This window comes from Mucilaginibacter sp. P4_D1, assembly GCF_056401935.1.
Map to the genome: position 1 here is coordinate 1 of NZ_JBFUIJ010000061.1, position 21,782 is coordinate 21,782.

Sequence of the window (21,782 nt, forward strand, 5' to 3'; positions counted from 1 at the left end):
GGACATTGTAAACAAGCACTATACTCTCAAATTTGGCACTTATAATGGCTTTTTGAATTTATTTAACAATTTTTGAAAACGCTATTGAATATTTGATTAAAAAGTCTGATATTTGCAAACTCTTTTTGAATAAAGGGTTGATAATTAAAAATATTTGTCATGTCAAGAATTTGTGATCTAACAGGAAAAGCATCTATAGTTGGTAACAACGTTTCTAACTCAAACGTTAAAACTAAACGCAGATTTCATCCTAACTTAAAACTTAAAAAGTTTTATATCCCTGAAGAGGATAAATGGATTACCTTAAAGGTATCTACTTCAGCAGTAAAAACTATCACCAAAAATGGTATTACTGCCTGTATCAATAAATTTGTAAAAAAAGGATACATTTAGTAGTTGTACGTTAACGGTTTTACAAATTGTAAAATTGGCGACGTACAGGGTATAATTTGAAAAATTACGTAAGCCGTGACGGTGATGCGTACAACATAAAAAGAAAATGGCAAAAAAAGGCAACAGGGTTCAGGTTATATTAGAGTGTACTGAACAMAAAACAAGCGGTATGCCAGGCATGTCTCGCTATATTACCACCAAGAACAAAAAAAATACAACTGAAAGACTGGAAATGAAAAAATTCAACCCGGTTTTAAGGAAAGTAACTGTTCATAAAGAGATTAAATAGGTTATACGTTAAACGTTTTACGTTATACGTAGGATCAAGCTAATTAAAATGTTTAACATTACGTAATACGTACCACGTAAAACGTACAACACAAAAACAACATGGCAAAGAAAGTAGTTGCAACACTGAAAGTAGCAGGTAAAGGCAAAGAATATTCAAAAGTTATCACAATGAACAAATCACCAAAAACTGGTGCTTATTCATTCAAAGAGCAAATTGTTCCTAACGACGCTGTTAAGGACATCATTGCAGGCAAATAATATTTGCTTAAACTTTTGATCAAAATATCGAAGCCGTCTTGTTTTTACGAGAGGGCTTTTTTGTTTTGATATGCAAATTATATAGATGTGCAAATTTCAAATGTGCAAATATGCAGATGAGAAAATATATCACTTATTACAGCATAGTGGTTAATCTGCACATCTAAAATCTGCACATTTGCATATCAATTAACTGCACATCTGTAATCTAAAATCTGCACATCTAAAATGGGATTATTTGATTTTTTTAAGAAAAAGGAAAATACACAGCAGGAGCAGCAAGCCCTTGATACCGGTTTAGAAAAAACCAAGGATAATTTTTTTTCAAAGATAACCAAGGCCGTCGCAGGTAAATCAACCGTTGATGATGATGTGCTGGATGATTTGGAAGAGATCCTGGTAACATCAGACGTAGGTGTAAAAACCACGCTCAAAATCATCGAACGCATTCAGGAACGTGTGGCCCGCGATAAATACATCGGCACCAGCGAACTGAATGTACTGTTGAAAGACGAGATCCAAAAACTCCTGGCCGAAAATAACAGTAACGATTTCCGCAATTTTGAATATGGCGATCATAAGCCCTATGTAATTATGGTGGTTGGCGTTAACGGCGTAGGTAAAACCACCACCATTGGTAAATTGGCCCATAAGCTTAAACAGGCCGGCAATAAAGTAGTGCTTGGCGCTGCCGATACCTTCCGCGCCGCAGCTGTTGACCAGTTGCAGCTTTGGGGCAAACGGGTTGATGTAAAAGTGGTGGCACAGCCAATGGGTTCCGATCCGGCTTCTGTAGCTTATGATACCCTTCGCTCGGCTGTTGCCAACGGTGATGATGTAGCGATAATTGATACTGCCGGCAGATTACACAATAAAGTAGGCCTGATGAACGAGCTTACCAAAATTAAAAATGTGATGCAAAAGGTAATTCCCGGCGCACCACACGAAATATTATTGGTACTGGATGCATCAACAGGCCAAAATGCTATTGAGCAATGCAAGCAATTTACCGAAGCCACCAACGTAAACGCACTGGCTTTAACCAAGCTTGATGGTACGGCTAAAGGTGGTGTAGTGATTGGGATATCAGATCAGTTTAAAATCCCGGTGAAATATATAGGTGTAGGTGAAGGCATGGAGCACCTGCAATTGTTTGACAGGCAGGCTTTCGTCGATTCCTTATTCAAACAATAAAAATTATGTCATTGCGAGGAGGAACGACGAAGCAATCTCTTCCCTTGCAATTCAACCCTTTATAGTTCGCGATTGCTTCGTTCCTTGCAATGACAATTTTTTCATTGCTATGATTAGTGTGTTATGAAGACAAAAGAAATTTCCCGGCCGGTAGCTAAACCTGTTAAACAACGTGTTAACGTGGTTACTTTAGGCTGTTCAAAAAACATATACGATTCTGAGATATTGATGGGCCAGCTGAAAGGCAACCAGTTTGATGTGGTGCACGAGGCTGAAAAAGTAGGTAAAAACGACATCATCGTTATCAATACCTGCGGCTTTATCGATAATGCCAAACAGGAATCTATTGACACCATCCTCCAGTATAGCGAACTTAAGGAACAAGGCAAAGTTGGCAAAGTAATAGTTACCGGTTGCTTAAGCGAACGTTACAAACCTGAGCTGGAAGCCGAAATAACCAATGTTGACGCTTACTTCGGCACGAATGACCTGCAAAACCTGCTGGCTTCTGTAGGGGCAAACTATAAACACGAACTGATTGGCGAACGTTTGCTAACCACTCCATCCCATTTTGCTTATTTTAAAATAGCCGAAGGTTGTAACCGCCCCTGTTCGTTTTGCGCTATTCCATTGATGCGCGGCAAGCATTTGAGCACACCTATTGACCAATTGGTTAAAGACGCCCAAAACCTGGTAAAAAACGGCACTAAAGAATTAATACTCATTGCCCAGGACTTAACTTATTACGGTTTAGATTTGTACGGCAAACGTAACCTTGATGAGTTACTCCGCCGCCTGAGTGATGTTAACGGTGTAGAGTGGATCAGGCTGCAATACGCTTACCCATCCGGCTTCCCGATGGAGGTTTTGGATGTAATGAACGAGCGTGATAACATTTGCAAATACATGGATATGCCCTTGCAGCACATCAGCGATGATATGCTTAAATCTATGCGCCGTGGTATCACCAAACAAAAAACAATCGACCTGGTAAACCAGATTCGTGATAAAGTGCCTGGCATAGCCATGCGTACTACCCTCATTACCGGCTACCCGGGCGAAACCCAACAAGATTTTGAAGAAATGGCCCAATGGGTCGAGGATACTAAATTCGATCGCCTTGGCTGCTTCACTTACTCGCACGAGGAAAAAACACACGCCCATTCACTGGTTGATGATGTACCCGACGAGGTAAAACAAGAACGTGCTGACGCCATTATGGAGATTCAACAGGGAATTTCTTTTGATAAGAACCAGGAAAAAATTGGCCAAACATTTAAGGTTTTGGTTGATAAAAAAGACGGCAATTACTTTGTTGGCCGCACAGAATTTGATTCGCCCGAGGTTGATAACGAGGTTTTAATTGATGCCAGCATTGATTATGCAACCGTTGGCAGCTTTGTTAACGTGAAGATAGACAGCGCCGAAGACTTTGACCTTTATGGACAAATTGTAAAATAATGCTATTTTGCGGTGCATTACCGTTAATGATTTTACATTTGGACTAATGGAAGCCTCCTGTATAAGTTATAAAGAAACCGGATTTTTTTCGCCCACCGTTATTGACTACATCGAAAACCGGGCCGACCTGCAACCTTTTTACGGCTACCGCCCTGATATGGACGGATTTGCCCAACTACTGAAAAATAAAAAAGTTGTTGCCGATCGTGAAATTCTGCACCGCGTTTTATCCAAACAATACGCGGAGAAGTCCGAAAGTTCAAAAGCCAGAAAGTCTGAAAGTGAAACTAACATAAAACGTATAACCTATAACGTACAACCACTCACTGCTCAGAATTTAGACCTCTTAAAGCTTGAGAATACGTATACCATTACAACCGGGCATCAACTTAACATTTTTGCCGGTCCGCTTTATTTTCTTTATAAAATTGCTACCGCAATTAAGTTAGCCCAACAATTAAAAGCCGCTCATCCTAATAAAAACTTTGTACCTGTTTACTGGATGGCCAGTGAAGACCATGATTTTGCCGAGATTAATTATACCAACATCGGCGGCAAAAAAGTACATTGGTGGTACGAGGCTTCGGGCGCAACCGGGCGTATCAATCCCGATACTATGCGGCAGGCGCTTAACCAGTACAAAGGTGTTTTAGGCATGGAAGGCCACGCCGTGGAGGTTGCCGAAATTGTAGAAACCGCCTATACCAAATTTGATAAACTGGCCGATGCTACCCGCTACCTGGTAAACGCGCTGTTTGGCCAATATGGTTTAGTGATCATCGATGCCGACGACCATGAGTTTAAAAAGCAGTTTGCCCCAATTATGGAGCAGGATATCATCAATCAAAACAGCTTTAAAAACATCACGGCCACTAATGAGCATTTGCACAAACTTGGTGTACATATCCAGGTTAATCCCCGCGAGATAAACTTTTTTTACCTGAAGGATAGCCTGCGCGAACGCGTAATATTTGAGCGCGACAGTTACCAGGTAATGAATACCGAAATCCGTTTTACTGAAGCGGAATTGAAGGAAGAAATAGCCGCTTACCCCGAACGCTTTAGCCCTAACGTAGTGATGCGTCCCTTGTACCAGGAATGCATTTTACCCAATATAGCCTACATTGGCGGCGGTGCCGAGGTGGTTTACTGGCTGGAACTGAAAGCTAACTTCGATTTTTATAAGGTTGATTTTCCTATACTCATCCTGCGTAACTCGGCATTGGTTGTAAAGAAAGACCAGGCAGCAAAAGTTAAACACATGGATCTTACAGCCGCCGACTTGTTTAAACCAAACGATACCCTTAAAACCGACTGGGTAAAAAAACACAGCAACCACAACCTGAGCCTGGAAGGTGAATGGCGCGAAATGAGCGCCCTGTTCGAAAAGATAAAGCTGCGCTCTTATAAAATAGACCCTACCCTATCGCCATCGGCATCTGCTGTACAGGCAAGGTTAAAACACGCTATAGATAACCTGGAGAAAAAACTGATCAAAGCAGAAAAACGCAACTATGCTACCAGGCTTGAACAATTAGCTGTAGTTAAAGCCGAGCTTTTCCCTAAAGACAGCCTGCAGGAACGCACCGAAAATTTCGGTTTAATGTATGTACGCTGGGGGCAGACCTTTATTGATGAACTGGTGCGTCATTTTGAACCGCTTGCATTTGAGTTTACGGTGTTGACGGAGGAGTAACATACTAAAATCCGCGTCTGAAGGGAGCATGACATTCCTTAAATACTTGTCATGCTGAATGGTAAAATTTCGTGAAATTCTGAAGGGAGAATGACATACTAAAGAACATTGTCATGCTGAGCCTGTCGAAGCATAGCGGGCAAAGGCCTCTCCGCGCGACCGTTCGACAGGCTCAGGTGACGGGCCCACGCGCTTCGAAAAGAAAATATTCATCGATAGGTACGAAGCATCTATTCGCGAGCCATGCAAATTCGCTTAGCATGCAACGAGATTGCCACGCTATCGCTCGCAATGACATAGTTTTCAAACAAAAAACCCGGCGTCAACCGGGTTTCTGTATTTTTATTTCTTTGTCCAAACGTTATTGTCGGGGTTGTAATCCGGTAATACTTTGTCAGGGTCGTAGGTAACAGATTCAATTTCTTCTGTTGATGGATATCTGAATGTCCAGGTGGCGTTGCGCTCCCAAACTTCAACAGGTAGTTTTAACCTATCTACTTTACCGCTTTTGGTTTTTATTTCCAAAGTAACCGGCATGGCCAATTTGCCCAGATTATCAATGGTGATCATAGCGCCTTTAGTTGCATCATTATCAACATATTTAACATCGCTTACGGCAACATCCAAACGCCAGTTGTTCAGGAACCAGCCTCTCCAGAACCATTGCAGGCTTTCGCCGGATGCATTTTCCATGGTGCGGAAAAAGTCATCAGGTGTTGGGTGTTTAAATGCCCAGCGCTTGATATAGGTCTGAAACGCGAAATCAAAACGCTCTGGGCCTAAAATCTGCTCACGCAGCAAAGTAAGGCCAACGCCCGGTTTAAAGTATAACAGGATACCGGTATTTTTTTCTTTAAGGTTGGCCGGCTGACTTAATACAGGCTCCAACTCTGGCCTTGTTAATACCAGGGCTGTTTTATGCATATCTCCAGCCTTGCGGTTGTATTCTCCGTTATTAAAATCGGCGGTTGATAAGGTGTTGATAAACGTATTAAAACCTTCGTCCATCCAGCCGTATAAACGCTCGTTTGAACCAACGATCATCGGGAACCAGGTGTGGCCAAATTCATGGTCATTTACGCCCCAAAGACCGCTTTTTTTTGCAGTGTACCCGCAAAAAACAATGCCCGGATATTCCATGCCACCTACAATACCGGCAACGGCAGTAGCAGCTGGGTAAGGGAATTCAAACCATTTTGCCGAGTTGTACTCAATAGATTTTTTCACATACTCAGTTGAGCGCGACCAGGCATCCTGTCCATCACTTTCAACCGGGTAGGCCGAAATAGCGATAGATTTTTTTCCGCTTGGCAAGTCCATTTTAGCTGCATCGATAATAAACGCTGCAGATGACGCCCATGAAGCATCGCGCGCGTTCTTTATTTTAAAGCGCCAGGTAAGTGTAGCTTTACCAGCCGGGCGGGATTTAGGATCGGTAACCTCGGCAGCCGAACGGATAACTACCGTTTTTTCGCTTGTGGCAGCCTGTGCCCAGCGTTTTTGTTGTTCGGGCGTATATACTTCGGTTGGGTTTAATAACTCGCCAGAAGCCACTACAATATGATTTGCCGGAGCGGTAATGCTCAGGTCAAAATCGCCATACTCCAGGTAAAATTCACCCGGGCCCGTGTAAGGCTGGGTATTCCATCCCATTACATCGTCATACACACACATGCGTGGGTACCACTGGGCCACGGTATATATTTTCCCGTTTTTTGACTTTTTATCGTCCAGGTATCCCATACGGTCTGATCCGTAATTGGGCGATACAAATGAATATTCTATTTTCAGCTTAACGTTACCTCCATTGGCAGTTACCTGTTTTGGCAAAAATACCTGCATGCGGGTATCGCTAATCAGGAATTTAACATCGGTAGTGCCGCCTTTTGCATCAACAGCTTTTACCGATTTTATTTTGTACCCGGCTTCAAATGCTTCGCCCCGGCCCCAGTTGCGGCTGCCTGCTGGCGGAACAATTGCCGTACCGCGGGAATCTAACTTAAACAAATTCTGATCCAGCTGCATCCATAAAAAACTCAGGTTTTGCGGGCTGTTATTGGTATAGGTTAACACTTCCGAACCGGTAATCAGGTTGCTTTTATCATCAAGGGTTGCGGCCAGGCTGTAATCGGCGCGGTTTTGCCAATATTTTGCGCCTGGTTGCCCGTCGGCTGCACGAAACTCGGTACCATTTTTAGTATAAAACGGCGGGCCAAAAGCTTCATGGTAACTGTAATCAGATGCCGGTGCGGCTGCTGGAGGAGGGGTTGGTGCCTGTTGCGCGTTAACGGCAGCAATAGCCATCATAAAGGCCGTACTTAAACCGGCCATTAGTTTTAAATTCATTTCAGTCAATTTTGAGAATACAAAGCAAGTATACACAAAAAAGCTTTTTTAAATAGCCCGTAAAATGATTGTTACGCGTTTGTTAATTATTGAATGACGGAATTAGTGAATTATTGATTTGCTTATTAATTAGTGAGTTAGTGAATTAGTGATTTAGTGAATCGTCTGACAATTGGTGAGTATTAATTAGTGATTAGACTGGCAAATGGCAGTTTTTCAGTTCGAAGTAGCGTAATTTCCTGAAAATGATATACTATTAATAAAACACATCTATATATTTGAAAACACATCTATATAAGTGCGTCACGAGGATGAGTCAAATTCAGTCAGGCAATAATTTTGAAAAAGTTGGCTTTCGGGTTACGCCTATCTATACCCTGTGGGGGCGCAAAAACATCTATTCCCGTGGAGACCTGACTTATGGCGAATTTGTTGTTTTCGAAAACGAGCATCCTAAGTACTATTTAAATTGTTTTGATAAACAATATGAGTTATTTATCCAGCAAATCCTCAAGCACAAAGGCGGCATTTATAGTTTTCTAAAAAACAGATGCGAAGAGTTAAAAAGCGGGTTGAATATGCATCCTCATTTTTGGGGCATACGGCTTAATAGCAAGTCTTACATCCAAACTTTAGATTTAGAAAAGTTGCCTTCTATCTTCTTCGAACATTTGTAAATTTAAATCTGGGATCTTTTTACTTCCCTAAAAAATGATCGGTATATACATTTTCATCAAAGCCAAAAAACAGGAAACCGCCGTCTTCAATAACCGGGCGTTTAATCATGCTGGTTTTTTGTTGCAGCAATTGCAGGGCATCGGTATTTGTTTTAACGCTCTCTTTAACCGCCGGGTCAAGTTGTTTCCAGGTTAGGCCTTGCTTGTTCATGAACTTTTCGTATCCGGCTTTTGTATCCCACTCCTGTAGTTTTTCGGCGCTAACACCCAGTTTTTTAAAATCCTGGAAATCGTAATCTACATTGTTTGCTTTAAGCCAGTCGAGGGCTTTTTTTACTGTATTGCAATTGGTAATTCCGTAAACTTTCATACTGCAAAGCTATTGATTTCCGCCTCCACTTTTACTACCGCCGCCCTTGGTATCATCATTATTGATACCACGCTGGTTCTTTTTAATATCACTGTTAAGCTTGCCGAATTTATAGTTGAGCCTTATGGCAAAATTGCGGTAAGGATTGGTGCCGCTGTAGGTATTATAAAAATCATTTGTGCGGGTATAGCCATGGTAAGTACGGTATTTACTGTACGGGTTATTGGCAACCAACGATACCGTAAATGTTTTTTTGAAAAACTCTTTGGAGGCCACATAGGAGTTAAATATAAAACTGCTTGATTTTCCCTGCAGCGTTACATCGCCGCTAAAGAAACCGGCGTCCAGCGCCAGGCGGTAGCCGCCGTCAAACTTATAGGCCAGGTTTCCAAAAGCGCGGCCGGTGTAACCATCATTGGTATAAAAGCTACCATTATAAGTACCCTTGAGCCAAATGTGCGAAATTCCGCCATTGATACTAACGGTAAACTTTTTGGTGATAGTTAAATTGGTATTCAGGTTTAATCCAAGGGTGCGGTTGCTACCCAAATTTTGATACGTGGTGTAAGTAACGGTATCAATAAGCGTGCTCACATTTTGGATAGAGTTATTGGAGAAAGCGTAGCTAAGCCCGGCATTGATAGCTGCTTTTTTGAAATTGCTGTACGTAAGCTCAAATGTATTGTTAAGCTCGGGCCGCAGCTGCGGGTTGCCGGTGGTTACAAACTTAGGATTTGAGTTATCAACAAATGGATTTAGCTGGTATATGCCGGGGCGCTGAATACGTTGCGTGAAACCAAAATTAAAACTGCTTGTTTTAAAGCTTCGCTGTATAGATATTGACGGGATTAAGTTATTGTATCCCCTATCCAGTGGTGTACCGGCAAAATCGGCGTTTACCTGGGTATGTTCCAGGCGTAAGCCGCCTTTGGCCGTCCATTTGGTAAATTTTACCTGGTACGAATTATAGGCGCTGTACACATCCTGGTGATAATCAAACGTATTGGTTTGGTTGGCATCTACCACATAATCGCCTGTATTGGCATCCTGGTTTTCGCGCCTGTAATCGCTAAAATTATTGCGCAGTATCACCTTACCGCCCATTTCAAGGTTTACTTTCTTAAAAGGGTACACATAATCTAACTGAAAGGTATGCGCTTTGTCGCCTGCTTTATTATACTGTCTGAAATTGGGATTGTTAACGTCATCAAAATTCACCCTATCGGTAAAATTATTGCTGTTGTACTGGTTACCTGGCGAATAGCTGTATTTATAGGATGCGGTAAGCAACTCGTCTTTTTTATCTTTGAAGCCAAGCTGGTAATTAACAGAAATATCTGTTCCCTTATCGTGGTTTGTCCCATCGTTCAGGCTCCGGTAAGCCTCGGCAATGGTGCCGTCTTTTTTTATCTGTGTTGATATTTGGTCGCTGTTCTGGTTAAAATTTCCCTGGAAAAGCTCGAAGGAACCGGTTATCAGGTTTAAACTATCCAATTCATAACTTAACTCGGCGTTGGCATATTTGTACTTTCCCTCAAACCAGCCATTACCATTTTGATTTAAAACCGACTGCGAAACGTTTTGTGTTTGCGAACTTTGGTTGCTGTTGTTAACCCTGTTTTGGTTACCAAAACCGGCGTAGCCCGACAGGCCAAATTTGCCTTGTTTTACCGTAGCATTTAAATTGTAGCCCGGCCCCCAGATACTGTTAAATCGCGAATTGATGCTGCCGTTATAGCCCTGGTCGGCATTTTTTTTGGTAACGATATTGATAATGCCCGATAAACCCTCCGCATCGTACTTTGCGGGTGGCGTGGTAATTACCTCTATCCTTTCAATATTGGTTGCCGGCATAGCCTTCAGCACATCCGATGGATTTTTGGCCATCAGGGCCGATTCTTTACCGTTTACCAGTATCTTATAATTGCCGCTTCCTTTCAGCCTTATCTTGTCGTCGCCATCAACCGATAGCAAGGGCACCTTACGCATCATATCCAGGGCGGATATTGCTTTACTTTCCGGGTCGGCCTGTACATCATAAGTGAGCCGGTCAACCTCCTGTTTCATAACCGGCCTTACGGCGGTAACACTCACCTCGCCCAGTTGCTTGCTGGCCGCCGACATATATATTTTACCGGCATCAACTACAGATGCGGCAACTTTAACAGGAAACGTTTTCGATGCAAAGCCAACAAATGCAACAGCCATCTGGTAAGTTTTACCTTCGGGCGCCTTAAGCTCAAAGCTGCCATCGTCTTTTGTAAGGGTACTTTTTACCGATGCCTTTGTTGCAGCATCCTGCAAAACAACCGTAACATAGCCCAATGGCTTGTTTGCGGCCGAATCGATAACTACACCTTTAACGGTAATATTTGAAGTGCTGGGGTTTTGCGCTATAGCCAATATGGAGAAACAACAGCAAATTACTGTTAGTAAAAATTTTTGCATAAGGAATTTAGGTGATATGACGCAGCAAGATACCCATGTGTTGCAACATGGAACAACTATTTAACACTTTTTAACTAATTGGTTAGTTATCAGCCGGTAAATTTTTTATTTGTTAAACCTGGTCATGGTTAGTTCGGTACCGATGGTACAAAAACTCTTCACCATTTCAATCGAGCGATCAATCAGCGCAGGCAGTTCGGGCTTTTCATCATCATCAAAACCACTCAACACATAGTCAACCTGCCTGCCTTTAGGGAAGTTATCGCCCACTCCAAAACGCAGGCGCGCATAATTGTTGTGGCCAAGTGTAGCTTCAATATGTTTTAAACCATTGTGCCCGGCCGCGCTTCCTTTGGGTTTTAGGCGCAGGGTACCCAGGGGTAGCGCAATATCATCAACAATAACCAGCACATTCTCCAGCGGAATTTTTAAATCTTTCATCCAGTGGTTAAGGGCTTTTCCGCTCAGGTTCATAAAAGTAGTAGGTTTGATAAGGCAAAGTGTGCGCCCTTTAACAGATACCTCGGTATAATAAGCCAGGCGCATATTATAAAATTTGGCGCCCTCCTGTTTAGCCAGTTCATCCAAAACCATAAAGCCTATATTATGCCGGGTATCAGCATATTCGGGGCCTATATTTCCAAGTCCTACTATTAGATATTTCATTTAGGGAAGCAAAGATAAAAGTTTTTTGGATTAAGGATTTTAAGACCATAACTGCTTTTAAAATTGATAAGATTTTTTTCGCGCTGAGACGCCCAGGTGCAAAGTGATATTGCTCAACAATATTTGAAAGGAATGATAAACTCCGCGAAATCTACTGCACAGCTTTTCTATCGGCTATAACCTGGTGTGCCTGTTTTGGCAGGTTTGCATTACCGCTCTGGCTTTCAAAATCAATTTTATGGTAAGTAATAAGCCAGGTATCATCGTATTTGGCCAGTTTGGTATGGTAATTTGCTGTAACAACCCAAACTTGGTCGCCCAGGAAATGACTGGCAACCGTGCTGTAAAAAACATCGGCCATTTTACCGTTAAGCTGTACTTTGAATGCCGAAACACGATGGTCAGTCTTATCAAAACCCGGTAAAAATGAAGCCCAGTTATCTACTATCTGCGCCGGGCTAAGTTCTGCCGGCCCAAAGCCATTCATTGAAGAGTAATCAAGTGTAACCACCGGTGCCAGTATACTTTCTATCAAGGGCCAGTCGCGGTCGTCGGCGCCTCTAAATAAATTAGTAACTGTGTTAATTATTTTATTGCCTTCCATGGTATTTAGATGTAAAGCTATTGAATTTGTTTCAAACCAACATATAAATCGGTAATTGCGCTTAAAACAAACTGCGTAATAGGTAATCAACAAGTATAAAAAACACAAATTTATGGGCGGTATAAACATTCAGTTATCCGCGCATCATTTTGAGTGTTAAAGTTTTGCAAAAAAACTGAAGGGAGATGTATATCGCATGGCGGAGACAACTCACCCCGACGAGGCTGCGCCCGTCACCCCTCTTTCCGCTTCTCGCATAGAGGGATAAAAAAATAAAAAAAAATGAGCTTCAACCCTCTTTGCGGCGCAAGCCGGAGAGAGGGTGGTCGGGCGCAGCCTCGACCGGGTGAGTCTTAGCCTGCGTTCAAGCGAATGGGTTACGTAAATACCAAGATAAGTACGAGGCAATAACGATCGTTTTTTAGGCCGCTTTACGTCCAACACGAAAACTCCACTTTATACTTACGACTTAGTACTGTTGACTTAGTACTACCTTGCGTATTGCTTCACCAGTTTATCAACTATCTGCGCGGTTTCATCAGGGAAATCAACAATAATTTTTTTATCGTCATTAATCCATTTGGTTAAATGGCTGCCGAAGGAGTCGTTAATCTCGGGCACTACGGGCACGCCCAGTTTTGAGGCCGAAAGGGCGTTGCATTGCTGCTCATACTGCCCTTTCATGGGTATCATCATCACTTTCTTTTTCAGGAACAATGCCTCGGCAGGGCCTTCAAATCCTCCACCCGTTAGTAGCCCCTCGCAACTGGCCAGGCTTTTATTAAAGGCTTCGTTATTTACGGGGAATATCTGCACGTTGCCGGCCTGCATCGGCGTTTTCTGGCGTTTTGAAAACACCTCCCATTGTACATCTTTTACCGCCCCCAAGTGTTTCAACAGTGTTTTATCGTCATACGCAGGCAGGTAAACGCTATAATGCCCCAGGTTGCTGGTTTCCATCTGCCGTATCTCGCTGCGGATAACGGGTGTATTTATAAAAGTATCGTAACGTTCAAAATGAAAGCCCACATGATAGGTGGTAGGCGAATAATTTTTTAAGAGCCACTGCGCAAAAGGGTCTTTTTTTTCGGGCCGGGGGGTATTAGGCGATACAAAGGAGCACTGATGACTTAACGATACCGAGGGTACACGCTGAAACTTACAGGCCCAGGCACTTACCGGCTCAAAATCGTTAATTACCAAATCGTACTGTTTTAAGGGAAGGTGCCGCAAATCGTGCCAAAACCGGCGCAGGTTCATGATTTTCCACGTAGCCCAGTTATCAACCCCGCCGTTGGTGCCAAAAACAAAACTAACCCCATGAAACCTGTATTTTAAAGGCTGCGATAATGAAACCTCGGCCTCGGTGCCGCTCACCAGCAGGTCAACCTCGCCATATTGCTGTAATAAAGGTACAATTTCGCGGGCCCGGCTTATATGCCCGTTGCCGGTTCCCTGTATGGCAAACAGTATTTTCATGTATATAGAATTAGGGGCAATTTAGTAAAAGGAAATGTTTTGATGATATTTAAATAGCTAAAGATTGTTATTGAGCAAAGCTACGTTGAGAGAGATTGATGAGGAGGCGGTAAATTGGATCGGTAACCTGATGTAAATTCGCCGGTTGGTGTAACTTAAATGTGTAACATGCATCTTACAGGGCATAAAAAGCACACCGATGTCCTTAGTCATAAAAAATCTGACCAAACAATATAACCAGCATAAAAGCGGCCTTACCGATTATTCCATCACCATTGAAAAAGGTGTATTGGGACTACTTGGCCCCAACGGCGCTGGCAAATCAACACTGATGAAAATTATTGCTACCATCAGCAAACCAACAAAGGGTACCTTATTTTTAGATGATGAAGATATTGTTGCCAATCCTGATAAAATTCGGAAAATATTGGGTTACCTGCCGCAGGATTTTGGGGTTTACCCTAACCTTAACGCGTACGAGTTTTTAGAATACATAGCCGCTATGAAAGGCGTAGGCGGCAATGGCTTACGCAAGCGGATAGACCTGCTGTTGGAAGGCGTTAATTTAACTGCCGATGCCAAACGCCCTATTGGCACCTACTCCGGCGGGATGAAACAACGGATTGGCATAGCACAAGCGCTGTTGAATGACCCTAAAGTGCTGATATTTGATGAGCCCACCGTTGGCCTTGATCCTGAAGAGCGGGTAAGGTTTCGGCAACTGATATCTGACCTGGCCGACGATTGTATCATCATCCTTTCATCGCACATCGTATCGGATATTGAAACCATAGCCGATGAAGTTGCCATCATGAAAAACGGCATACTGCTTAATAAAGCTGCCCAACCGGATATTATAAAGTTGGTTGATGGTAAAGTATTTGAAGTACTGGTAAGTAATGATGAAATTGCCGGCATCCGTACCAAACACCAGGTTATTGATACCAGCCGGCAAAAGGATAAAACCAAGGTTCGTTTTATTACCAGGACCGGGCAGCCAGAAATGGGAGCAATAGCTGTAAATGCCAGTTTAGAAGATGCTTATTTGTTTTTAACGCAAAATAACAACTAAGCGCCGTGAGATACATTTACAGCATTATTAAAGCCGACTACCTGCAGCGCACGCGCAGCTACGCTTTCCTGATTACCCTGGCTATTACTTTTTACGCGGCATATTCATTTGTGCCTCCACCTACGGCATCATACACCACCTTAAATGTTGTAGGTTTTAAAGGCGTTTATAATTCGGCCTGGGTAGGTTATGTTTCGGGAATGATGACCGCTATTATGCTTTCGCTTTATGGTTTCTTTTTGGTAAATGGCGGTATTAAAAAAGATATCGATACCGAGGTTGGCTTAATTATAGCCACCACGCCCATTACCAATTTTGGTTACCTGCTTAGTAAAATGCTTAGTAATTTACTGGTGCTGCTCACTATTGCCGGCTGCACTTTTGTGGTAAGTATCATTATGTTTTTTGTGCGTACCAGCGGCTCTCCGTTTATTATCAGCAATTTTATTATCCCTTATTTATTGTTTGTAGTGCCGGCTATGGTTTTTATATCATCGCTGGCGGTAGCGTCCGAAGTGTTTTTGGGCCGAAAAAGCATCCTGCAATACATCACGTTCTTTTTCTTTTTCGGCGCGTTGATGGCCAATGTTAACGGGCAAAAAAACGAAACACTTGCTGTTATTATCGACCCGTATGGCGTACGCACCATGACAACCAGCATCAAAAACCAGGTAAATACCCAATATCACCAGCATATTGAAGGTGTTAACCTTGGTTTCACTTTTGGCGGTAAACGCAGCTTCCGGATATTTGAGTGGAACGGCATAACCATAACCAGCCTGTTTTTAGCAAGCCGTTTATTGTGGCTTATGATATCCGTGGGTTTGGTTTATCTTTCATCATCCTTTTTTCACCGGTTTGATTTTAAGCAAGCCGTGAGTAAAAGGAAAAAAGTGATTGCTAACGAGCAGAAGCCAGCAAGGCTGGCATTTGCCGCAACTGGCATCAACCGCGCACTTATGCCACCCCTGGTTACCGATTACGGTATCTTCCCCTTCATCAAAACTGAGTTGCTTTTACTGGTACGTAAAGGATCTAAATGGTTATGGCTTATTATAGGCGCTGCATCTTTAAGTATGCTATTTGCACCTGTAGCTATTTCGCACCTGTATATATTGCCTGTACTTTGGTTTTTGCAGGTAACACGCCTATCGGAACTGGCTACCAAGGAAGAAACCTATCGCCTGCATTATTTTACTTATACATCCTACAAACCGTTACAGCGTATGCTGCCCGCACAAATACTGGCGGGAGTAATATTGTGTATCGTTTTAGCATTTCCCTTGGTATCACGTTATATAATTGCAGGCAACGGTTACGCAATCTTCAATATCATCAGCGGGGCAATTTGCATTGTTTTATTAGCTGTTTGCATTGGAATTATCAGCAAGGGTAAAAAGCTGTTCGAGATCATCTTTTTTTTACTTACTTACGCCCTTACCCAGGCCATACCCGTTGCCGATTACCTGGGTGCCATACCGCACGATAGCCACATCATTTATATCGCTGTTATTTTAGGGCTGAACGTATTTCTGGCAGTGATTAGTTTCGTGGTGAGGGGATACCAGTCGAGGCATTTGTAGGGAATGCCGTTCGTTTATCAACGGCTATGGTTCCAAAACAATCTTTAAGACTGAATTTTAAGAGACGTGCTTAATAGTCGTTCTGGTTAAAAGATCCAAGTCTCTCCGGCACTTGTTTGACGCAAACAGGCACAAAAATTCAGATGCGCCTGTTTGCGCAAAACATCAATTTAGTGTTAACCATGAAAAATTACAATGTATTGATTATTAAGTATTTATAAATAAAATTTCTGAAATGTGTTAAGTTATGTTAACCCAGTTTAGATGTATTTACGCTATTTTTAATGCGCCTTATAGCTTGCTAAATCATTGTACATGCTCCTGAAAGAGCTACGGATACCAAAACTCAGCATAGCGGTTTTGTCATGAAACTGATCATTTTTCTCAGTGCGGTAAAGGCCGCCCAGCTCGATGCGCAGGTTATATTTGGGATTTAGTAAATAAGCTATTTTCCCCTCCAGGAAAACCATGTTGGTGGTTAAGCCCTGCCCGGTATAGTTACCAAGCTGCCTTGACGGATCGAGGTATATTTGAAAAAGGTCCTTACCATAATTTTGACCGTTAATATCTAAGCCATAATGCCCGTAATCAAGCTCACCGCTAAAATCAAAACGTTTGTACGAGTAATTTAACAATCCCACAACCTCGCGCAGGTTTGCTCCCCAGGGGTGCGCCAATGGCTCGCCATTATCAGCGTAGTTTTGTACCGAACTGCGTTCCGAATAGGTATATGGCTTAACATTATTGCCTTCAACTAAATAGTTAAGGCCTTTAATGGCAAACAGGTTTGCGCCCCTGAAGCCAATTTGCCAGGCATACTTGTTACGGGAGCTGCCGTTACTGGAGAAAAAGTTTTTACTTTCAAATTCATCCAACGCAAACTGGCCATAAGCAGTGATACCATCGGTAATTTTATACCTGCCGGTAAAACCCAATAAGGCATTATCCGGCGATCCGTTGGATGCCTCAACAGGCCTCAGGAATATTAAAGGATTGATATAGGTAAAGTCAAACCCGCGCTGGTGGCCGGCATCGTCTTTGGCACCCCATATAATCGAATCAAAAAACCCAAAAGCTAAGCGGTCACTTACATTCCAGTCTAAATAGTGAAATACGGCAAACTTCTTACGATCATTGTTATCAACCCTTGCCGATAAAGGATCATCCATATATGTCCACATGGCCATATACCTAACATCGCCTAAGGTAGCTGTTACTTTAAAAAACGGATAGGGCGATGCATAATCAGATAAAAGCACCGAACGGTAACCATCGCCTATAAAATTTTTATCGCGCCCCAGGCTCACATTTAAATATTTGCTTGGCGTATAAGATACCAGCCCTGTAATGTACGACCAACGGTACTCGCTGCCGTAAAGGCTGCCATAGGCCTGCCCACGCACTATGCCCACCTGGTTGGTGTAAGTAGCCAGGTATTCTGGCAGCTGAGCCCGGTTTTCATAACCTGTTATGTTATAAGATAGCTGGCTGCCCAGGGTACCACCAATTTGTAACCCTAACGAGCCAAAACTTGTATTTTTTTTGCCGGAAAAATCGCGGCTCAAATTAAAGTCGGGAAGCAGGTCGGCATAAAAGGTGGCGTTATTGCTTTTTACATCTATCTGATGCTCGCTAAAAAAACGACCTTTAAAACCACCTGCACTATTCATCAGTGAATCATAATGATGTTTCAGTAACGAATCGTCCAAAAACGGTTTTAAGGAACTATGCACCCGGGTTTTGGTGGAGTACACATCTTCGTTAAGTTTTTGGTAAAACTGGTACGAATAAGGTTGATACTCAGACTGGGCTTTTACAATTCCACCTGTTAAAACAAATAATATAATAGCGGTAAATATTTTCTTCATATGTAGAATTGATCAATCAATTTTTGTTATTCAAAATAATTCAGTGTTGCAAAGCCACCTTTTTTTAAATACTCGTCCTTTTTTACCAAATGCAAATCGGCCTGCATCATATCGGTAACCAGGGCCTGCAAATCATACTTAGGTTTCCAGCCTAATTTTTCAAATGCTTTTGTGGCATCACCAACCAGCAAATCAACCTCGGTAGGCCTAAAATACCTGGGGTCGACCTTAACAACCGTTTGCCCGAACCTTAAAAAATCGAGGTTTAAACCGAGTTCAAAAGCACGTTGTTCATCAATATCAATAATCACGCCGCGTTCATGCTGATCACGGCCACTAAACTCAACTTCGATGCCTAACTCGTTAAAAGCCATTTTTATAAAATCGCGCACGGTTGTGGTTACACCGGTAGCTATAACAAAATCCTCGGCTTTGTCCTGCTGCAGCATCAGCCACATGGCCTCAATATAGTCCTTGGCATGTCCCCAATCGCGCTGGGCCGATAGATTGCCTACATACAGGCATTCCTGCAAACCTAAGCCAATTTTTGAAGCTGCCCGCGTAATTTTACGGGTAACAAATGTTTCGCCACGTATAGGGCTTTCATGGTTAAATAAAATACCATTGCAGGCATACATGCCATAGGCTTCGCGATAGTTCACTATTATCCAGTAGGCATACATTTTTGCTACTGCGTACGGTGATCTTGGGTAAAACGGTGTAGTTTCGCTTTGTGGCACAGCCTGAACCAGGCCATAAAGCTCGGATGTGGATGCCTGGTATATTTTGGTTTTTTTGGTAAGATCAAGTAGCCTCACCGCTTCTAAAATACGGAGTGTGCCTATTCCATCAGCATTGGCAGTATACTCGGGAGTGTCAAAGCTTACCTTAACATGGCTTTGGGCGGCCAGGTTATAAATCTCATCGGGTTGTACCTCCTGAACCAGCCTGATGAGGTTGGTAGAATCGGTAAGGTCGCCGTAATGAAGTTTAAATTTTACATTAGCCTCATGCGGGTCCGCGTATAAATGATCAATCCTGTCTGTATTTAATAACGAGGATCTTCTTTTTACGCCATGTACTTCGTAGCCCTTTTTTAGCAAAAACTCGGCTAAGTATGCACCATCCTGACCAGTAATGCCCGTTATTAAAGCTTTTTTCATCAATATTAAAGTGCTAATACTTCTATATTACAATATTATCCAATTTAATTGTAAAAACAGCCATTGGGCCATACATAAGTTGCTTTGATTAAAGCGAAATATGGTTCCCCAATGGCGTTACGAGTTATCCCTGTACTTTATATTAGTCAACTTATTGGGCTTCAGATACAGGTAATCGTTTTTAAAATCAAGGATCATATTAAACCTTTTTAACAAATCGTTGCCCAAATAGTTTATCTCAAAACCAACCGGATTTTTAGAGCCTAATATTAGCGTTGGGATATTGGTAAGGTTAAAGCTGTTCAATTCAAAGGCCGGCGATAACACTGTCCTTGTTTCATATGCTGTTCCCCGTGGGTCGTGGAGTACAACGGTGCGAATGAGTTTTAAATTGGAGGCAAATTTTTCTCTCGCAGCCCAGGTGCTATCTAAAATAATGGCTTGTTCAGACCCTATATCCATACTGAAATTACCTGCATGTTTTTTGCCGTTTATTACAAACGTGCCTTTAATATACGGAAACGAACGTGCGAATTCCATTTTTGATTTAACATAACCATTTAGAGCACGAGGTAACTCTGAATGGATAATAAGTAGACTGTGATCATAATCCACCTCTACCTGCTTGCCTTCAAACACGTTCCAACCAATACGGCCATCCATTTCATGTGCCGTTATGTTAGTGGTAAGCACCTCGGGATTGTTTACCACCAGGTTACCCATTTGCAGTTTAAAAATCTTGTTAAGATTATTGTAATTGGGCTTGGTTTTGCCTGCCAGGGCATCGGGCTGGTTTGATAATAATTTTGTTTTGTGCAATATGGCATCCCTGGTTAAATGAAAATCAAAAGAGCTGATATCAAAGTGCAGGTTTAATGTATCGGTATTATTAATAATGGCAACTATCTTAATAGCGTTAAAACCGGTAAGGGCAAAAGGAATAGTATCGTTTTTAACTGCTATATTTTTTGCTTTATCATCGGGCGGGATGGCACTGGCAATTTGGGTGTAACAGGAATCTTTACCGTTTAACAGGACAATAAAATTGAACCGTGTACCTGGTTTTACTTTTACCCTGATGGAATCAATATCGGTATAAAATGTAACCCATTTGGTTTTTCGCGTTCTATCAGCGGTAAAGACATCGGGCCGGGCTGTTGGCGAAAGCGACCATACATTTTTATCAAAATAGCCACCATCATTTATTGATACACTTTTTGAAGTAGCTTTTATAACCGGCAGTTTTGATTGCGCAAAGATTTGTTGGGTAACAAGGAGTGACAGAAAAAGGCAGATATATTTCATGGTAAGGCTGAATGATTTGAATTAAAACGCGGCGATTCAAATATAATTATACTTGCTTATAACCCAACAATGTGATAACCGGGTTGTTATGGTACATCATTTAAAAGCGTTATCTTTAACTTCATGAGCACCGTAAAAGAACGCCGCTACATTAACGCCGCCCTTGACAGTTACCGCGAAAAACTGGACACCATTCCTGATGAACAGTTTACCGAAACTCCGCCCGGAGGCGGCTGGTCATACGCCGAGGTTTACAGCCATATATTGCAGGCTACCTTAGGTCCGTCAATAGCATTGGAGCGGTGCACACATGGCAGTTGCCCGCCAACTAAAGCCGGCGTAACCTGGGAGGGGCGCCTTTTATTGTTGATGGGAATGTTTCCACCGGTAAAGGTTAAAATACCTGGTATCGTTTCTGATAAAATGGTAGCTGCCAAAATAAGCAAAGAAGCCGCCAAAAACCTGATTATCAAATGCCGTAAGCGAATGGATACAACCTCGCCGCTTATTGACGGGGCCTCGGCAGCAAGCCGTTATAAACATCCGCGGTTAGGCATGCTTAACGCCAGGCAATGGTTCAGGTTTATCCGGATACACCTGGAGCATCATTTAAAACAGTTGGCGCGTATCAAAAATAAATTATCGCAAGCATGAAACCTTTCACATTTAACAGAGTCTTAACAGTGTGATAATGTTAGGTTTCTGATATTTGTAAAAATCATTGTGATGAATTTTGAATACGCTTATTTGGTTGTTATAGCTTTACTGTTGTTGGTAGGTATCTTCTATATCAGCCCTTATGAATTAACCGTTAATGAGGACGAAGACGACGAATAATCGTTTGTTTAGTATTTATTTAAAATTCAATAACCGGCAAAATCTGCCGCCTGTGCATTTAATCCCCCAAT

At 42.3% G+C, this 21,782-nt stretch carries 19 protein-coding genes; 10 read left to right on the top strand and 9 right to left on the bottom strand.

Annotation, left to right across the window (positions count from 1 at the left end; genetic code table 11):
* Positions 1-159 precede the first annotated feature (159 nt).
* The 6 genes from rpmB (at position 160) to bshC (ending at position 5,293) form a co-directional block, all read left to right on the top strand.
* Positions 160-393 (top strand): 50S ribosomal protein L28, encoded by a 234-nt coding sequence (rpmB, locus tag AC1DV1_RS28555; protein ID WP_090641306.1) that lies wholly within the window; start codon positions 160-162, stop codon positions 391-393.
* A 106-nt stretch (positions 394-499) separates the two neighbouring features.
* Positions 500-682, top strand: coding sequence for a 50S ribosomal protein L33 (gene rpmG / locus AC1DV1_RS28560; protein WP_477367195.1), 183 nt, complete (start codon positions 500-502; stop codon positions 680-682).
* Positions 683-783: 101 nt separating this feature from the next.
* Positions 784-942 carry a DUF4295 domain-containing protein gene (locus AC1DV1_RS28565; protein WP_090641302.1) on the top strand — a complete coding sequence of 53 codons (159 nt, stop codon included), beginning with the start codon at positions 784-786 and terminating at the stop codon, positions 940-942.
* A gap of 228 nt (positions 943-1,170) precedes the next feature.
* On the top strand, positions 1,171-2,136 hold the full coding sequence (gene ftsY, locus AC1DV1_RS28570; RefSeq protein WP_477367198.1) for a signal recognition particle-docking protein FtsY: 966 nt from the start codon (positions 1,171-1,173) through the stop codon (positions 2,134-2,136).
* Positions 2,137-2,259: 123 nt separating this feature from the next.
* Positions 2,260-3,597 (top strand): 30S ribosomal protein S12 methylthiotransferase RimO, encoded by a 1,338-nt coding sequence (gene rimO, locus AC1DV1_RS28575; RefSeq protein WP_477367201.1) that lies wholly within the window; start codon positions 2,260-2,262, stop codon positions 3,595-3,597.
* A 46-nt stretch (positions 3,598-3,643) separates the two neighbouring features.
* Positions 3,644-5,293 (top strand): bacillithiol biosynthesis cysteine-adding enzyme BshC, encoded by a 1,650-nt coding sequence (gene bshC, locus AC1DV1_RS28580; protein WP_477367204.1) that lies wholly within the window; start codon positions 3,644-3,646, stop codon positions 5,291-5,293.
* Positions 5,294-5,635: 342 nt separating this feature from the next.
* Here bshC and AC1DV1_RS28585 read toward each other — a convergent pair whose 3' ends face one another.
* Positions 5,636-7,639, bottom strand: a complete 2,004-nt coding sequence (locus AC1DV1_RS28585; RefSeq protein ID WP_477367207.1) for a M1 family metallopeptidase — start codon at positions 7,637-7,639, stop codon at positions 5,636-5,638.
* A gap of 311 nt (positions 7,640-7,950) precedes the next feature.
* On the opposite strand from AC1DV1_RS28585, the gene AC1DV1_RS28590 reads away from it, so the two are divergent.
* Positions 7,951-8,316, top strand: coding sequence for a hypothetical protein (locus AC1DV1_RS28590; RefSeq protein WP_477367210.1), 366 nt, complete (start codon positions 7,951-7,953; stop codon positions 8,314-8,316).
* A gap of 19 nt (positions 8,317-8,335) precedes the next feature.
* On the opposite strand, the gene AC1DV1_RS28595 is transcribed toward AC1DV1_RS28590, so the two are convergent.
* The 5 genes from AC1DV1_RS28595 to AC1DV1_RS28615 all read right to left on the bottom strand — a co-directional run bounded on the left by AC1DV1_RS28595 (position 8,336) and on the right by AC1DV1_RS28615 (position 13,883).
* A complete protein-coding gene (locus AC1DV1_RS28595) occupies positions 8,336-8,686 on the bottom strand; it encodes a Spx/MgsR family RNA polymerase-binding regulatory protein (protein ID WP_477367213.1) in 351 nt (116 codons plus the stop codon).
* A 9-nt stretch (positions 8,687-8,695) separates the two neighbouring features.
* Positions 8,696-11,134, bottom strand: coding sequence for a TonB-dependent receptor (locus tag AC1DV1_RS28600; RefSeq protein ID WP_477367216.1), 2,439 nt, complete (start codon positions 11,132-11,134; stop codon positions 8,696-8,698).
* Between the two features lie 105 nt (positions 11,135-11,239).
* Positions 11,240-11,800 carry an aminoacyl-tRNA hydrolase gene (gene pth / locus AC1DV1_RS28605; protein WP_147055656.1) on the bottom strand — a complete coding sequence of 187 codons (561 nt, stop codon included), beginning with the start codon at positions 11,798-11,800 and terminating at the stop codon, positions 11,240-11,242.
* Between the two features lie 151 nt (positions 11,801-11,951).
* Positions 11,952-12,404 (bottom strand): nuclear transport factor 2 family protein, encoded by a 453-nt coding sequence (locus AC1DV1_RS28610; RefSeq protein WP_477367219.1) that lies wholly within the window; start codon positions 12,402-12,404, stop codon positions 11,952-11,954.
* 489 nt (positions 12,405-12,893) lie between these two features.
* Positions 12,894-13,883 carry a glycosyltransferase family protein gene (locus AC1DV1_RS28615; RefSeq protein ID WP_477367222.1) on the bottom strand — a complete coding sequence of 330 codons (990 nt, stop codon included), beginning with the start codon at positions 13,881-13,883 and terminating at the stop codon, positions 12,894-12,896.
* A gap of 199 nt (positions 13,884-14,082) precedes the next feature.
* On the opposite strand from AC1DV1_RS28615, the gene AC1DV1_RS28620 reads away from it, so the two are divergent.
* Positions 14,083-14,955: an ABC transporter ATP-binding protein gene (locus tag AC1DV1_RS28620; RefSeq protein WP_477367225.1), complete on the top strand. Its 873-nt coding sequence runs from the start codon at positions 14,083-14,085 to the stop codon at positions 14,953-14,955.
* Positions 14,956-14,960: 5 nt separating this feature from the next.
* Positions 14,961-16,538: a hypothetical protein gene (locus AC1DV1_RS28625; RefSeq protein ID WP_477367228.1), complete on the top strand. Its 1,578-nt coding sequence runs from the start codon at positions 14,961-14,963 to the stop codon at positions 16,536-16,538.
* 281 nt (positions 16,539-16,819) lie between these two features.
* Here AC1DV1_RS28625 and AC1DV1_RS28630 read toward each other — a convergent pair whose 3' ends face one another.
* From AC1DV1_RS28630 to AC1DV1_RS28640, 3 genes are all read right to left on the bottom strand, one after another.
* Positions 16,820-18,406, bottom strand: a complete 1,587-nt coding sequence (locus AC1DV1_RS28630) for a gliding motility protein RemB (protein ID WP_477367231.1) — start codon at positions 18,404-18,406, stop codon at positions 16,820-16,822.
* A gap of 26 nt (positions 18,407-18,432) precedes the next feature.
* Positions 18,433-19,569 carry a GDP-mannose 4,6-dehydratase gene (gene gmd / locus AC1DV1_RS28635; RefSeq protein ID WP_477367234.1) on the bottom strand — a complete coding sequence of 379 codons (1,137 nt, stop codon included), beginning with the start codon at positions 19,567-19,569 and terminating at the stop codon, positions 18,433-18,435.
* A gap of 117 nt (positions 19,570-19,686) precedes the next feature.
* The gene (locus tag AC1DV1_RS28640; protein ID WP_477367237.1) at positions 19,687-20,874 is read right to left on the bottom strand and encodes a hypothetical protein; all 1,188 of its coding nucleotides are present in this window, start codon (positions 20,872-20,874) and stop codon (positions 19,687-19,689) included.
* 123 nt (positions 20,875-20,997) lie between these two features.
* Here AC1DV1_RS28640 and AC1DV1_RS28645 point away from each other — a divergent pair, with 123 nt between their 5' ends.
* On the top strand, positions 20,998-21,528 hold the full coding sequence (locus AC1DV1_RS28645; protein WP_477367240.1) for a DinB family protein: 531 nt from the start codon (positions 20,998-21,000) through the stop codon (positions 21,526-21,528).
* Positions 21,529-21,782: the final 254 nt, after the last annotated feature.